Origin of the sequence: Mesopusillimonas faecipullorum (assembly GCF_020539505.1) — a bacterium.
In the GTDB taxonomy this organism is placed as follows: domain Bacteria; phylum Pseudomonadota; class Gammaproteobacteria; order Burkholderiales; family Burkholderiaceae_B; genus Mesopusillimonas; species Mesopusillimonas faecipullorum.
The window spans coordinates 426178-441129 of record NZ_JACDXW010000001.1 but is presented as its reverse complement, the minus strand read 5'-3'; the positions used below and the strand labels follow the sequence as shown (position 1 = coordinate 441129).

Genomic DNA, 14952 nt, shown 5'->3' with positions numbered 1-14952 from the left:
CCCCAAAGAGGCTGACTTTACAAGCGTTTACGTGTGGCCAGATCGTGACCCACCAGCTCGAAGCCCAATTGCTTGTACTGACGCCAGCGCTGGCGTGCCGCAGCAGTGTCGGTTTCGCTGGTGGAAACGATTTCAAGCACGCGCTGGTATTGCCGGGCCATGGGTGGGCAATCGTCGTCCAGGTTCAATAGCCATGCCTGGGGCTTGCCCGCTTGTTCAGGGCTCAGGGCCTGCGACGTGAGCACAATGGGCGTTTGCTCCGCCTTGGTGTCGTCGGCCATGACATGGGGAATGAACGCGGTAGGCTCATAACCCCATAGCTGTAAGTCGAAAGCGCTTAAAGCCTGAGCCTGCGTGCAATACACGACGACTTGGTTGCCGGCGGAGTAATGTCGCGCAAGCACTTCGCAAGCGGCGCGCCAACGGTCTGGCGCGCCAAAAGCGAAGTCTACCCGTGTGGGGGCGTTAGGCATGGTTAAGCAGATACTGAACCAGTAGCGGAACAGGACGGCCCGAGGCGCCCTTGTCTTTGCCGCTGCGCCAGGCGGTACCGGCGATGTCCAAGTGGGCCCAACGGTACTTGCCCGTGTAGCGCGACAGAAAGCAAGCAGCCGTTACCGAACCGGCGGGAGGGCCGCCAATATTGGCCATGTCGGCGAAGTTGGTGCGCAGTTGTTCTTGGTAGGCGTCTTCCAGGGGCAAACGCCAGGCCGTGTCATTGGCCTGCTTGCCTGCTGCCAGCAATTGCGCCGCGAGTTCGTCGTCTTTGGTGAACAGGCCGGTATTGACGTGGCCCAGGGCCACTACGCAAGCACCGGTAAGGGTGGCGATGTCAATGACGGTATCGGGTTTGAAGCGTTCGACATAGGTCAGTGCGTCGCACAGCACCAAGCGGCCCTCTGCGTCGGTGTTCAGGATTTCTATGGTTTGGCCCGACATGCTGGTAACAACGTCGCCAGGCTTGTTGGCGCGCCCGCTGGGCAAGTTCTCGCAAGAGGCGACCACGCCGATGACCTCGCGATCAAACGCCAATTCGGCTACGGCTTGCATAGTGCCCAAGACGCTTGCGGCACCACACATGTCGTACTTCATTTCGTCCATGCCGGCTGCCGGTTTCAGGGAAATGCCGCCTGCGTCGAAAGTGAGCCCTTTGCCAACCAGCACAATGGGAGCTTTTTTGCTTTTCGTGGAAGGCGTGTGACGTAATACGATGAAGGCCGGGGGCTCGTACGAGCCTTTGGCGACCGACAGAAAGGCACCCATTTTGAGGGCTTCGAGCTGCTTGGGGCCCAGCACCTGAATACCCAGGCTTTTATGGCTGCGCGCCAGTTTGCGCGCCGTATCGGCCAGATAGGTGGGCGTGCAGATATTGCCTGGAAGGTCGCCCAGCGTACGAGCCAACTGCATGCCATTGGCAACAGCGTGGCCTTGAGCCAAACCCTTTTGGGCCTGGGCGCTTTGGCCACGGGTGATGCCGCCCAGCGCCAACTTCTTGAGTTTGGGGCGAGTATCGGCATCCGCTTTACTTAAAGTGGCGTCGTAGTGATAGGTGGCCTGGCCGGCGGCGACAGCCAATGCGCGAGCGCGATCAGCCAAGCTGGTCTGGCCGCATTCAAGGGCGGCTAGCGTGGAAACCCCTTCGGTTATGCGTGCCTGCACGCAATAGCGAGCAAAGGCTTGCTCGGCCATGGCATGGGTTTGGGCTTGGTACTCGGCTTGTTTACCCAAGCCTATCAGCACAACTCGGCGAGCGCTGACACCAGGCAAGTCGCGCAGCACAAGGTGGCTACCGGGCTTGGCCTGGAATTCCGACTTGAGAACTTCGCGCAAAGCGCCGTTGGCGGCGCGGTCGAGCATGTCGGCAACAGGACTGAGTTCGCCGTCCGAGAATATACCTACCGCCAATGCGGCTGTCTTGATCTGATGCACCGAGGCAGAGGTCTGTGTGCTAAATTCCATACGGATTCCTTAAGGGTCCCTAGAAGTCTAATCTTGCATATTGTCGCATGTCATTATTCAAGCGCTCGGTCACTTCCGAGATCATGAGCCATGGCGGCGTGGTGGTTTCCACGCTGCTTATCGTTTGGCTTAGTGTGTTGTTGGTGCGCCTCTTGGGCGACGCCGCTCAAGGCGATATCGGTGCCGATGTCGTCCTTGGCTTGGCTACGTTTTCCAGCATCACCGCTTTGCCTGTCATTCTATCCGTCTCGCTATTCATTGCGGTGCTTACTACGGTAACGCGCAGCTATCGCGAGTCGGAAATGGTTGTGTGGTTCGCCAGTGGCTTATCTCTTAAAAGCTGGATGAACCCGGTCTTGCGCTGCGCCGTACCTTTGGCGCTGCTCATTGCGTTCTTGACGCTGTTTGCGTCTCCGTGGGCATATGGGCAAATAGAGGAGTACCGCGAACGCTTTCAGCAGCGTTCCGATATTTCCAAAGTCAGTGTGGGCCAGTTCATCGAAACCGAAGGCGGAAACCGTGTGTTCTTTGCTGAGGCCCCTCAGCAGGCCGGCGACGAGCTGGGGCATATCGTCGCGCGCGTGCTTGATAACGAATGGCTAAGCGTAATCACGGCCGAGCGTGCTTACGTGCAGACTGAAGACAATGGCGACCGTTTTCTGGTTTTGGGCGAAGGGCATCGCTACGACCTTAAGCCAGGTACGCCCGAGTTTCGCCTGTTCGATTTCGAAAAGTATGGCGTGCGCCTGGAAAGCAAAGATGCTTTGTCGCCCACGGCCATGCGCGAAGTCGTAGAGCGACGCATCAAAGCACGGCCTACCGAGCAGCTGATGCGTGATGAAACCGACGACGCGCGCTCGCAAATCATGTGGCGTTTGGCCATGCCTTTGGCCGCGCTGAATCTGGCTTTGTTGGCTATCCCCTTGGGGGCGGTCAACCCCAGGCTGGGGCGCTCGGGTGATTTGCTCATTGCCGGCTTGGTTGGTCTTCTGTACATGAACCTCATCAATCTCTCTCGAGGTTGGATACGTGGGGGGCAGCTTGATTTCGGTATAGGCGTCTGGCTGGTGCATGCCATTTTCGCTGCGCTTATGGCCTACATGATGTGGCGGAAACTACGCGTCAAGGCGCCTAAGCCCGCCGGCAAGTAAGTCTTGGCAGGTAAAGCTGGGGGACGCAGCACTCGCGTCATTTGCGCATATGTTTATAATTTATAATAATTTATAAATAGTTCTTTATAACTTACAATAGTTAGAAAGAGCGCTTAAGCGAGTCGCTTGCAAGTCGTCTGTAGATTCGGTTTTGCCCTGCGGTTCAGGCAAATTTACGGATCACGACAACGTGGCAAGGCTGTGGCTGGGTGCTTTCCCAAAGTGCAGCCAGAGAGCCCAATATGAATTTGCAGCAGTTCCGTTTTGTACGGGAAACAATACGCCGTAATTACAACCTGACGGATGCCGCAAGGGCGCTTTACACCTCTCAACCGGGTGTGTCTAAAGCCATCATCGAGCTCGAAGACGAATTAGGCATAAAAATTTTCGAGCGTCACGGCAAGCGTATCAAAGGTTTGACCAAGCCTGGGGCAGCGGTGGCCCAAGTCATAGACCGCATCATGCGCGAAGTCGACAACCTCAAAAAAGTCAGTGCCGAGTTTGCTCAGCGCGACGAGGGCGGCGTGGTGATAGGCTGCACGCACGCTCAGGCACGATATATTTTGCCCAAGGTGATTCCCGCCTTTCGCAAGCAGTTTCCGAAAGTCCGGGTTTCACTGGCTGAAGGCAACCCGCCCACCTTGGCGCAAATGGTTCTGCACGAGCAAGCCGACTTGGCGCTTGCTACCGAGACCATAGGTGCCACCCCAGGCCTGATCGCCTTGCCGGTATATTCTTGGCAGCACGTTATTGTGATCAGGCCCGACCATCCTTTGGCGGAACTCACCTCCAGCCAAGCTCGAGAGCTTTCGTTGGAGCAGTTGGCCCAGTATCCGCTCATTACCTACGACCCGCAGTTCTCGGGGCGCCGCCGTATCGACGAAATTTTCGAGCAGGCAGGCATTCAGCCGGATATCGTTCTAGAGGCCATTGACGCCGACATCATCAAGACCTATGTAGACGTTGGCCTGGGTGTTGGCATCATTGCCGGCATGGCCTTTGACCCCCGTCGAGACAAAGGCTTGGTGGGCTTGTCTGTGGGGCACTTGTTCGGCACCCACGTCACCAACGTGGCCATTAAGTCGGGCGTTTTTCTGCGCGACTACGTATTCATTTTATTGGAAATGCTATCGGCTGAACTCACACGCGATGTGGTGCAGGACGCATTGGATCAGGCACTTACGCCAAACTGACAGTTTGGACCATGTCTGCTAGGTCGGGCAGGGAGAAAAATAACATAAATAAGAATTGTTCCTATTGACTTTATTAATAGTAATGATTATCGTTATTCCACATCATTTGTGGAGACCTCCATGTCCGAACCTGTCAAAGCCGTAATCGTTGGTGCCGATCGTCTAGGAAACATTCCAGACCTGCTAAAAGGCCACAACATCACCATCAAACATCACATCAGCGGTCGCGATCCCGCCCATCAGAAGAAAACTCTGCAATTGCCGTCCGGCACAGAGCTCCTCATTTTGCTCACTGATTTTTTAGGCCACAACGTCATGAAGACCTTTCGTGCTGCTGCACAACGGTCAGGTATCAAGGTATTGGCTTGTAGGCGTTCCGTCTGCTGCATGAAGCAGGCGTTGGCCCAAGGGGGCTATTGCGAAGCTTGCCCGGTTGCGGCAAACAAACCCAAAGAGATAGCGTTGCGATATGCCGCTTAACGAGGCAGACACAGGTTATTAGGGCGTGTCGCACCAAGATGTTCGACACGGGGTAATACCCAAAGCAAAGAAGGCGCTTACAAGAAGCGCCTTCTTTTTTGTAATGGAATTTGTCTAGCGACTGAGGCTGGCAGTTTGCAGGGCGTCTATATCGAGGCGGCGAGCGCCGTTATAGCGTTTTTGCCAATAGTTGGTATTCATGTTTTCGATGCGAACCACGGCCCCGCTGCGTGGGGCATGGACGAACTGCTGGTCGCCTAGATAGATGCCCACATGGGAAAAACGGCTGCCCAGGGTATTGAAGAAGACCAGGTCGCCTTTCTTGAGTTCGGCGCGCTCAACGGCTTTGCCTAGTCGAGCGATATCGCGTGAGCGGCGAGGCAGTTTCAGGCCCAAGGAGTGTTCAGCGGCATAGGTTATCAAGCCACTGCAGTCAAAGCCGGTATTGGGTTCGTCGCCGCCATATTTGTACTTGACGCCTAGGTGATCCAGGGCGGCATTGGCCAGAATCTTGTTGGGCGAGACGGGAATGGAGGCAGGATAGGTGTCGTTGGCGTAACGATTGCTGAACTCTTTACTGGCCAGGTAGGCCCCAAGAGGGTCGGCTTGCGTACGGGAAAGGTAAGAGTCGCGGATGAGGCGTGAGGGCTGTGCGTGCTGTTCGGGCTGAGTGGCGGCACAACCGACTAAGGTCAGGGCACTTAATGCGGTTAGGCAAGAGCTCAACAGACGGCGGGCACGGGCTTTGCTTAAAGAGGAGGCGCAAGCGGGGCTCGGCGGCAGCGATGTGGCAGATTGCTGTGGCGGCATAAATAATGACAGGTTTTTTCGCGAAATTCGCCCGATTTTAACGAATAGACGAGGGCTGGTAAAGGGTTGATACATACGTAACAGCACCCGGCGTGAAATTTCCGTTGTGGGGGGATGAATAGTACTAAACGGAATACGGCGATGTCTGATTGGGCGGCTGGAGTAGGCAAATTTCGCGCATACAATGGCCGCTACCTTGCACACTCGATTTGGAACAGGGCAATGTCCGAAAGCCATGACGCCGCGCGTACAGATGGGTTGCTAAGTCGGGCCCTGCGACCGGGGGTCACCCGTCGCGAGCTGTGGGCCTGGGCCATGTACGACTTTGCCAATTCCGGCTACACCACCGTCGTATTGACCGCGGTGTTCAACACCTATTTCGTCAGTGTGATTGCCGGGGGCCAAGCCTGGGCCACTTTGGTTTTGACTGCAGCGTTATCGGTGTCCTACCTCAGTGCGATGCTGACTTTACCGACACTGGGTGCGCGGGCCGATGCCCGGGCCGGCAAACGTCGCTTACTGTTTACCAGCACCCTGGGCTGCGTATTGCTTACAGCATTGTTGGCCATCGTTGAGCCCGGTCAAGTGTGGTTGGCCTTGGTCTTATTGGCAGCTTCCAACTATTGTTACTGCGTGGGCGAAGCTAGCGTTGCGGCCTTTTTGCCAGAGCTGGCTCGTCCCGAAGCGATGGGCCGCGTCTCTGGATGGGGATGGGGGTGGGGGTATTTTGGAGGCATGCTGGCCTTGGGCGTGGCGCTTTTCATCGTCGCGCAGCAGTCGGCGCGTGGTGTCGAAGCCGCGGCTTACGTCCCCCTTGCCATGCTGACCACGGCAGCCATTTTTGCGCTGGCAGCCGTACCCTCTTTTTTATGGTTGCGCGAACGCAGTCCGGCTACGCGCCGGGATACGCAGCCATGGCTGCGCAGGCTGCGGGCGGCCTGGCAAGAAACCGGCCAATATTTTCCTGATTTTCAGCTGCTGCTGATTTGCGCGGCTTGTTACCATGCGGGAATTGCCGTGGTGGTCACGCTGGCTGCGGTATACGCCAATCAGGTGATGGGCTTTTCGATGGCGCAAACCATGCTGATGGTGTTTACCGTCAATATTGCGGCTGCAGTGGGGGCTTTGTTGTTCGGTTTCCTGCAAGATCGAGTGGGCCACCGACCGGCTTTGTCGTATACGCTGCTGGGCTGGATGATCATGGTGGTGGTGGCTTACCTGGCCGTCACTGATTGGGTTTTTTGGCTGGCCGCCACTTTGGCTGGGCTGTGCATGGGTACCAGCCAAAGCGCGGGTCGCGCCATGGCGGGCGCCCTGGCCCCGGCAAATCGCTTGGCAGAATTCTTTGCCTTGTGGGCTTTTGCCGTCCAACTGGCCAGCGTGGTGGGCCCCCTATGCTACGGTGGCGTCACTTGGCTAACCTCGGGCAACCAGAGGCTGGCCTTGCTGGTAACCGGGCTGTTTTTTCTGGCCGGCTGGCTGGTGCTGCGCAAAGTCGATTTTGCGCGGGGTAGACAGGCAGCGATTTCGAATGCGGTTTGAAAGTGCAAAATAAACTATCGTTGATCATTGACGAGCGAAATAATGGAGGAAGTAGATGTCCAACGGAGTCATACAGTCAGTCTTGACCGAAAAGCGTGTGTTCCCGCCGTTTCCCGGCTTGGTAGAGAACGCCAATCTGTCAGGTATGCAGGCCTACGAAGCGCTGTGCGAGCAAGCGCGGCGTGATCCCGATGCGTTCTGGGGGCAGCAGGCCCGCGAGCTGCTGGTGTGGTCCAAGCCCTTCACGCAAGTATTGGATGCCTCGCAAGCACCGACTTATCGCTGGTTTCCCGACGGAGAGCTAAACCTTTCGGTCAATTGCCTGGATAAACATCTTGGTACGCCTACCGCTGACAAAACCGCCATAGTGTTCGAAGCCGACGATGGCCAAGTGACCCGTGTCAGCTATCGTGAACTTCATGCAAGAGTTTGTGTTTTTGCCAATGGTCTGGCCTCGTTGGGTTGCAAAAAAGGCGACCGGGTCATCATCTACCTGCCCATGTCCATCGAGGCTATCGTCGCGATGCAGGCATGTGTGCGCCTTGGGGTCACGCATTCCGTGGTGTTCGGTGGTTTCTCTTCCAAGAGCCTGAACGAACGCATCGTTGACGTGGGTGCCTCGTTGGTGATTACCGCGGACGGGCAGTGTCGCGGCGGGCGCAAGCTTCCGCTTAAGCCGGCCGTCGATGACGCGTTGGCCATGGGCGGTTGCGACGCCGTGCGTAAAGTGGTGGTTTATCAGCGCACGGGTGGCGAAGTCGCCTGGAACGAAGGGCGCGATGTCTGGCTTCACGACTTGCTGGCCGGTCAAAGTGATCAGTGCGAGCCCGTGCCCGTCGAGGCAGAGCACCCCTCTTTCATTTTGTACACCTCGGGTTCCACCGGTAAACCCAAGGGTGTGCAGCATGCGTCGGCAGGTTTCCTGCTCTGGGCGCTGATGACGACGCGGTGGACTTTCGATATCAAACCTGACGATGTCTTTTGGTGCACGGCCGATGTGGGTTGGATTACCGGCCATAGCTATATCGTCTATGGGCCTTTGGCGGCTGGGGCGACACAGGTGGTGTTCGAGGGCGTGCCTACCTATCCCAATGCGGGTCGTTTCTGGGAAATGATCCAACGCCATCACGTGTCGGTGTTCTACACCGCCCCTACGGCCATACGCTCATTGATCAAGGCTGCTGAAAGCACGCCCGATGTGCACCCGCGCCATTACACATTGGATTCGCTGCGCATCATCGGTTCAGTGGGCGAGCCCATCAACCCTGAAGCCTGGATGTGGTACTACACCCAAGTGGGGCGTGAGCGCTGCGCCGTGGTGGACACCTGGTGGCAAACCGAGACAGGCGGGCACATGCTGACGCCCTTGCCGGGCGTGACGCCAATGAAGCCGGGCTCTTGCGCCATGCCTCTGCCCGGTATAGAGGCGGCGGTGGTCGACGAGCACGGCAAAGAGCTGGAAGCGGGCCACGGCGGTTTGCTGGTCATCAAACGCCCTTGGCCGGGCATGATACGCAATGTCTGGGGCGACCCCGAGCGTTTCCGCAAAAGCTATTTTCCCGAAGAGTTGGGCGGCGTTTACTTGGCGGGCGACAGCGCGCAAAAAGACGCCGACGGTTACTTCTGGATCATGGGGCGTGTCGACGACGTGCTCAACGTCTCCGGTCATAGGTTAGGAACCATGGAGGTTGAGTCTGCCTTGGTGGCGCACCCCTTGGTGGCCGAGGCAGCAGTGGTGGGGCGCCCTGACGACACCACTGGCGAGGCAGTGGTCGCGTTTGTCGTGCTCAAGCGCGATGTGCCCGAGGGTGCGGAAGCCGTCGAACTGGGCAAGCAGTTACGAGACTGGATAGCCAAGGAAATCGGCCCTATCGCCAAGCCTCGGGATATCCGCTTTGGCGAGAATCTGCCCAAGACGCGTTCCGGCAAGATCATGCGGCGCTTATTGCGTACGGTGGCCAAGGGTGAGTCCGTGACGCAGGATGTTTCCACGCTGGAGAACCCCGCCATTCTGGATCAGCTCTCCAAGTCGGTTTAAGCAAGGCCGGTATCCGGACGCAAAAAAAGCCGAGAGTGAATCAGGTTCACTCTCGGCTTTTTTAGTGCCGGTAGCCAAGCCGGCAATTTTGACTACATACCGTTGTAGACCGGGCCTTCGCCGCCTTGCGGGGCTACCCACACGATATTCTGGGTGGGGTCTTTGATGTCACAGGTCTTACAGTGCACGCAGTTCTGGGCATTGATCTGCAGCTGGTCGTCGCCGGTATCCGTTTTGGTGAACTCGTAAACGCCTGCTGGACAGTAGCGCGATTCCGGGCCGCCGTACTTGGCCAGATTGACGCTGACAGGAATGGAAGCGTCTTTGAGCGTGAGGTGTACGGGTTGATCTTCTTCGTGGTTGGTGTTGGAAATGAACACCGAACTGAGTTTGTCGAAGCTGATCTTGCCATCGGGCTTGGGGTAATCGATGCGTGCGCATTCGGCAGCGGGTTGCAAGCTGGCGTAATCGGGTTTGTCATTACGCAAGGACCAAGGCATCTTGCCCTTCAACAACAGTTGCTCGACACCCGTCATCAGGGTGCCAACCGTACGGCCCTTCTTGAACCATTGCTTGAAATTGCGAGCTTTATTCAGCTCTTCGTGCAACCAGGAACGCTCGAAAGCCTTGGAATAGGCATTCAGTTCGTCGCTGCGGCGGTCGGCGGCGACGGCGTCGAAGATGGCTTCGGCAGCCAGGGCGCCGGATTTGATGGCAGCGTGGCTGCCTTTGATACGCGAAGCGTTCAGGAAGCCTGCTTCGCAGCCCACCATAACGCCGCCGGGAAACTCAAACTTGGGCAAGGCCATCAGGCCGCCTGCGGTCAAGGCGCGTGCACCGTAGGCCAAGCGCCGGCCACCTTCGAAGGTGGGGCGAATCGCCGGATGGGTCTTGTAACGCTGGAATTCGTCGAAGGGTGACAACCAGGGATTGGCGTAATCCAGGCCCACCACCAGCCCGACGGCGACCAGATTGTCTTTCAGGTGATAAAGGAAGGAGCCGCCGTAGGTGTCGGAATCCAGAGGCCAGCCCGCCGTGTGAACGACCAGACCTGGGCGAGATTGCGCCGGGTCGACTTCCCAGAGTTCTTTCAGGCCTATGGCGTAGCTTTGTGCATTGCGGCCCTGGTCGAGCTTGAAGCGTTCGATAAGCTGGCGCCCCAGTTGGCCGCGAGCGCCTTCGGCAAAGACGGTGTAGCGGGCGTGCAGTTCCATGCCGGGCTGATAGTGACCCGTGTGGCTGCCGTCGCGTGCCACGCCCATGTCGCCGGTGGCAACACCGCGCACAGCGCCTTGGTCGTCGTACAGGATTTCGACGGCGGCAAAACCGGGGAAAAGATCGACCTCGAGGGCTTCGGCTTGTTCGCCCATCCAGCGCACCACATTGCCCAAACGAACGACGTAATTGCCTTCGTTATGAAAACAGGCCGGCAGCATCCAGTTTGGGGTGGTACGAGCGCCTTTGGCTGTCAGGAACATGAAACGGTCTTCGGTGACCGGGGTGTCCAGGGGGGCGCCTTTTTCTTTCCAGTCGGGGATCAGTTCGGTAAGGGCTTGAGGGTCCATGACTGCGCCGGAAAGGATATGGGCACCGATTTCGGCGCCTTTTTCCAGCACACAGACGCTGATGTCCTGCCCGCGTTCTTTGGCGAGTTGTTTGAGGCGGATGGCGGTCGCCAGGCCACCGGGGCCCGCTCCGACGACGACAACGTCGTACTCCATGGATTCGCGCTCGGCCATAGCTTGCTCTCTCCTGAGGATCGTATTGGTTTTTGCCGTTTGCCCGATGGCATAGGCCACATTTCCCAGATTGTACTGTAGTCGCTGCTACATGGTTTAAGTCTTCTATAAGAGTTGCGGCCTTGCGCTATGAGCTTATGCGTAAAGCGGATGACAGGCATGCCGGATAACGATAGTCGTTGTAGGGCGGAAAACGCTAAAGTGTGTGATGGAAGGCGGGTGTGAGCAGCCGTTATACTTTTGCACAAGCATTTTCAGGCAAGCAAGAGGCATTTGTGATGCAAGAAGTCGGTCAGGCGGCTGTGCCGCAAGCGGGTGGGGTGTTTCAGATCGTATTGCCAGTGCGTTGGGGCGATCTCGACGCCCTCAACCATGTCAATAACACCGTGTATATGCGGTATATCGATGAAGCCCGTGCGCAGCTCTATGCGCTGGCCGGTATACCGGTGCCGGGCGACAGGGCTTCATTGTTGGTGCATATGGAATCCGACTTCCTGAAGCCTATGACTTATCCCGCGACGGCTGTGGTTAGCTTGGTGTTTAAACGCCTGGGGCGCAGCAGCATGGCCTTCGATTTCATTATTGATACCCAAGAAGCGCCGGGTGAAGTTTACGTGCGGGGTGCAAACATTATCGTATGCACCGATGTACACACGGGGCAGGCGGTGCCTTGGTCCGAAGACGAGCTAAGGCGTTTTGCCACATGCTTCGTGCTTACCGAAACGGCGTCTCAAGAATAAATGCAGCTTCCGGCCGGGCGGAATTGCCTGGGGCAGAGTTTGAATCAAAACTGGTGAAAACAGTCAATTTTCAGGATGGAGAGACATGGATAAAGTGTATGCCAATGCGCACGCTGCCTTGCAGGGTATCGTCGCAGACGGGATGACCATCGCCGTGGGAGGCTTTGGCCTGTGTGGAATTCCAGAAGCCCTGATCGCGGGTTTGCGTGACTCGGGTGTTAAGCAACTGACCTGCATCAGCAACAACGCCGGGGTCGATGGTTTTGGCCTGGGTCAACTGCTGGAAACCCGACAGATTAAAAAAATGATTTCGTCCTACGTGGGCGAAAACAAGGAATTCGAGCGTCAGTATCTGTCCGGAGAGCTTGAGCTGGAGTTCACGCCCCAGGGCACGCTGGCCGAGAAATTGCGGGCAGGAGGGGCGGGCATTCCTGCGTTCTTTACGCGCACCGGGGTGGGCACGATTGTCGCCGACGGTAAAGAAATCCGCGAATTCAACGGCGAGCAGTACGTCATGGAACACGCTCTGCTACCCGATGTGTCGCTGGTCAAGGCGCACGTGGCGGATCGCAGTGGCAATCTGATCTTCAACAAGACAGCGCGCAACTTCAACCCCAATGTCGCCATGGCCGGCAAACTGACGGTGGTCGAAGTCGAGAAAGTGGTCGAAACAGGAGAACTGGACCCAGACTCCATCCACTTGCCGGGTATTTATGTACACCGCATTGTGGTTAATGCCAGCCCCGAGAAACGCATAGAGCAGCGCACTGTGCGCAGCGCCTGAAGGAGAACCGACATGCCATGGAATCGTGATGAAATGGCCGCACGTGCGGCGCGCGAGCTGCAGGACGGCTTTTATGTGAACTTGGGCATAGGCTTGCCCACCTTGGTGGCCAACCACGTGCCTGACGGCATGGAAGTCTGGCTGCAGTCCGAGAATGGTTTGCTGGGCATAGGCCCGTTCCCCACCGAAAGCGAGATCGACCCCGACTTGATCAATGCGGGAAAGCAGACTGTCACGACTTTGCCGGGGTCTTCTTTCTTTTCGTCGGCGGATTCGTTCGCGATGATTCGTGCGGGCAAAATCAACCTGGCTATTCTGGGGGCCATGCAGGTGTCCGAAAACGGAGACCTGGCCAATTGGATGATTCCCGGCAAGATGATCAAGGGCATGGGCGGCGCCATGGACCTAGTGGCCGGTGTCAAGCGAGTCGTCGTGCTGATGGAGCATGTGGCCCGCAAAAAAGATGGCACCGAAGAAGCCAAGCTGTTGCCAGCGTGCACCTTGCCGCTAACCGGCGTGGGGGTGGTGAATTTGATCATTACCGATTTGTGCGTCATGGAAGTCGGCGAGCAAGGCCTCAAACTGATTGAATTGGCGCCCGGCGTCACGGTTGACGAGGTCAAGGCCAAGACACCCGCCAAACTGGACGTTTCCGCACTGGTCTAATATGCAACACGATACCGTCTACGCCGCCCGCATTGCGGCCTTGCAGTCCCTCATGACCGCTCAAGGCTTGTCGGCATGTGTGGTGCTGTCTTCCGATCCGCATTTGTCGGAATATCTACCCGAGCATTGGCAGGCACGAGCCTGGTTCTCGGGCTTCACCGGGTCGGCCGGCACCTTGGTCGTTACACAAACACAAGCGGGCTTGTGGACGGATAGTCGCTATTGGGAGCAGGCCGAGCACGATCTGGCGGGCACCGGCATTCTGTTGATGCGCGCGGGGGCGGCAGAGGTGCCCGCGCCGTCGGCTTGGCTGGCGCAAAACCTGGCTGCCGGGGCAAGGGTGGCGGTGGATGGCATGACCATCAGTGTCGATGCTGCAGCTGCGTGGGGCGAAACCCTGAAGGCCGCCGGCTTGGTTTGGGTCACCGACCTGGATCTTGCCGGGCAGGTTTGGGCTGAACGGCCCGCCTTGCCGGCTGCGCCGGTTTACGAGCACCTCATGCCTTACGCATGCCGCAGCCGTACGGAAAAACTGGCAGCGGTGCGGGCAGTGATGCAGAGCAAGGGCGTACAGTGGCACTGGGTGTCCACCTTGGACGACATTGCCTGGCTGCTGAACCTGCGCGGTGCCGATGTCTCTTACAACCCGGTGTTTTTGTCCCATCTGTTGGTGGGGCCCAACGAAGCGTGTTTGTTCGTGGCCGAGGGCAAAGTGGATAGCGCCTTGGCCGAACGCCTGGCGCAAGACGGCGTCCGTTTGTTGCCCTACGAACAGGCTTTATCGGCTTTGCGTGCCCTGTCAGCCCAGGAGGCGGTGCTGGTGGACCCGGCCCGTGTGACTGCGGGGGTGCTAGCAGGGGTAAAAGCCAAGCTGGTGCATGCGCCTAATCCCACCCAGTTGCAAAAGGCGTGCAAAACAGAAGCCGAGTTGCAGCACGTGCGTGCCGCGATGGAACAAGATGGCGCCGCATTATGCGAGTTCTTCGCCTGGTTCGAGTCTGCACTGGGCCGCGAACCCATAACGGAGTTGACGGTAGATGAGCAAATCACGGCAGCCCGTGCGCGTCGTGAGCATTTTGTCAGCCCCAGCTTTTCTACCATAGCGGCGTTCAACGCCAATGGCGCCATGCCGCATTATCAGGCTAGCCCTGATTCCTATTCGCTTATCGACTCCGACGGGCTGCTGTTGATCGATTCGGGTGGGCAGTATCTGGGGGGCACGACAGACATCACGCGCGTCGTGCCGGTTGGCAACATTACCCAAGCGCACCAAGAGGATTTCACCCTTGTACTTAAAGGCATGATTGCGCTTTCGCGCGCGGTTTTCCCCACAGGTACGCCCGGGCCCATGCTAGACGCCTTGGCGCGCCAACCTTTATGGCAAGCGGGCCTGGAGTTCGGGCATGGCACCGGTCATGGGGTCGGGTACTTCCTGAATGTGCACGAGGGTCCTCAGTCCATTTCCTATCGTTCGCCGGTGCGGCCCGAGTCTGCTATGCGCCCGGGTATGATTACCTCCAACGAGCCAGGCCTGTACCGTCCGGGGCGCTGGGGCATACGCATAGAAAACCTGGTGGCCTGCGTACCGGCCCAGCAAACCGAGTTCGGTCAGTTTCTGCGTTTCGAAACCCTGACGCTATGTCCCATAGACACGCGTTGCATAGACCGCACGCTGCTTGATGCCGGCGAACGTGCGTGGTTGAACGATTACCACACGCTGGTGCGAGAGCGTTTGGCACCTTGGGTGACCGGGCCGGCCTTGGCTTGGCTACAGGAAAGAACGCAAGCCATCTAAGTAAGAACAGCAGTAAGCTCGTGCCAGGCTTGAAGCAGGTGCCTACGCCTCGGCT

At 57.7% G+C, this 14952-nt stretch carries 13 protein-coding genes; 9 read left to right on the top strand and 4 right to left on the bottom strand.

Annotation, left to right across the window (positions count from 1 at the left end; genetic code table 11):
- Positions 1–17 precede the first annotated feature (17 nt).
- Positions 18–473, bottom strand: coding sequence for a DNA polymerase III subunit chi (locus H0484_RS02060; protein ID WP_226952771.1), 456 nt, complete (start codon positions 471–473; stop codon positions 18–20).
- On the bottom strand, positions 466–1959 hold the full coding sequence (locus H0484_RS02055; protein ID WP_226952770.1) for a leucyl aminopeptidase: 1494 nt from the start codon (positions 1957–1959) through the stop codon (positions 466–468). Before H0484_RS02055 ends, H0484_RS02060 begins: the two co-directional genes overlap by 8 nt.
- Before the next feature lie 47 nt (positions 1960–2006).
- Between H0484_RS02055 and lptF the strand changes: the two genes are divergently transcribed.
- The 3 genes from lptF (at position 2007) to H0484_RS02040 (ending at position 4783) form a co-directional block, all read left to right on the top strand.
- Positions 2007–3110 carry an LPS export ABC transporter permease LptF gene (gene lptF, locus H0484_RS02050; RefSeq protein WP_226952769.1) on the top strand — a complete coding sequence of 368 codons (1104 nt, stop codon included), beginning with the start codon at positions 2007–2009 and terminating at the stop codon, positions 3108–3110.
- Positions 3111–3352: 242 nt separating this feature from the next.
- The gene (locus tag H0484_RS02045) at positions 3353–4303 is read left to right on the top strand and encodes a CysB family HTH-type transcriptional regulator (protein ID WP_226952768.1); all 951 of its coding nucleotides are present in this window, start codon (positions 3353–3355) and stop codon (positions 4301–4303) included.
- A 120-nt stretch (positions 4304–4423) separates the two neighbouring features.
- A complete protein-coding gene (locus H0484_RS02040; protein ID WP_226952767.1) occupies positions 4424–4783 on the top strand; it encodes a DUF2325 domain-containing protein in 360 nt (119 codons plus the stop codon).
- Between the two features lie 114 nt (positions 4784–4897).
- On the opposite strand, the gene H0484_RS02035 is transcribed toward H0484_RS02040, so the two are convergent.
- Positions 4898–5509, bottom strand: coding sequence for a C40 family peptidase (locus H0484_RS02035; RefSeq protein ID WP_226952766.1), 612 nt, complete (start codon positions 5507–5509; stop codon positions 4898–4900).
- 306 nt (positions 5510–5815) lie between these two features.
- On the opposite strand from H0484_RS02035, the gene H0484_RS02030 reads away from it, so the two are divergent.
- The gene (locus H0484_RS02030; protein ID WP_226952765.1) at positions 5816–7135 is read left to right on the top strand and encodes an MFS transporter; all 1320 of its coding nucleotides are present in this window, start codon (positions 5816–5818) and stop codon (positions 7133–7135) included.
- Positions 7136–7190: 55 nt separating this feature from the next.
- Positions 7191–9173: an acetate--CoA ligase gene (acs, locus tag H0484_RS02025; protein ID WP_226952764.1), complete on the top strand. Its 1983-nt coding sequence runs from the start codon at positions 7191–7193 to the stop codon at positions 9171–9173.
- 92 nt (positions 9174–9265) lie between these two features.
- Here acs and H0484_RS02020 read toward each other — a convergent pair whose 3' ends face one another.
- Positions 9266–10912 carry an electron transfer flavoprotein-ubiquinone oxidoreductase gene (locus tag H0484_RS02020; RefSeq protein WP_226952763.1) on the bottom strand — a complete coding sequence of 549 codons (1647 nt, stop codon included), beginning with the start codon at positions 10910–10912 and terminating at the stop codon, positions 9266–9268.
- Between the two features lie 221 nt (positions 10913–11133).
- On the opposite strand from H0484_RS02020, the gene H0484_RS02015 reads away from it, so the two are divergent.
- From H0484_RS02015 to H0484_RS02000, 4 genes are all read left to right on the top strand, one after another.
- Positions 11134–11652, top strand: a complete 519-nt coding sequence (locus H0484_RS02015) for an acyl-CoA thioesterase (RefSeq protein WP_226952762.1) — start codon at positions 11134–11136, stop codon at positions 11650–11652.
- Positions 11653–11737: 85 nt separating this feature from the next.
- Positions 11738–12436, top strand: a complete 699-nt coding sequence (locus H0484_RS02010; RefSeq protein ID WP_226952761.1) for a CoA transferase subunit A — start codon at positions 11738–11740, stop codon at positions 12434–12436.
- Between the two features lie 12 nt (positions 12437–12448).
- Positions 12449–13102: a 3-oxoacid CoA-transferase subunit B gene (locus H0484_RS02005; protein ID WP_226952760.1), complete on the top strand. Its 654-nt coding sequence runs from the start codon at positions 12449–12451 to the stop codon at positions 13100–13102.
- Position 13103: 1 nt separating this feature from the next.
- On the top strand, positions 13104–14897 hold the full coding sequence (locus tag H0484_RS02000; protein ID WP_226952759.1) for an aminopeptidase P family protein: 1794 nt from the start codon (positions 13104–13106) through the stop codon (positions 14895–14897).
- Positions 14898–14952 lie beyond the last annotated feature (55 nt).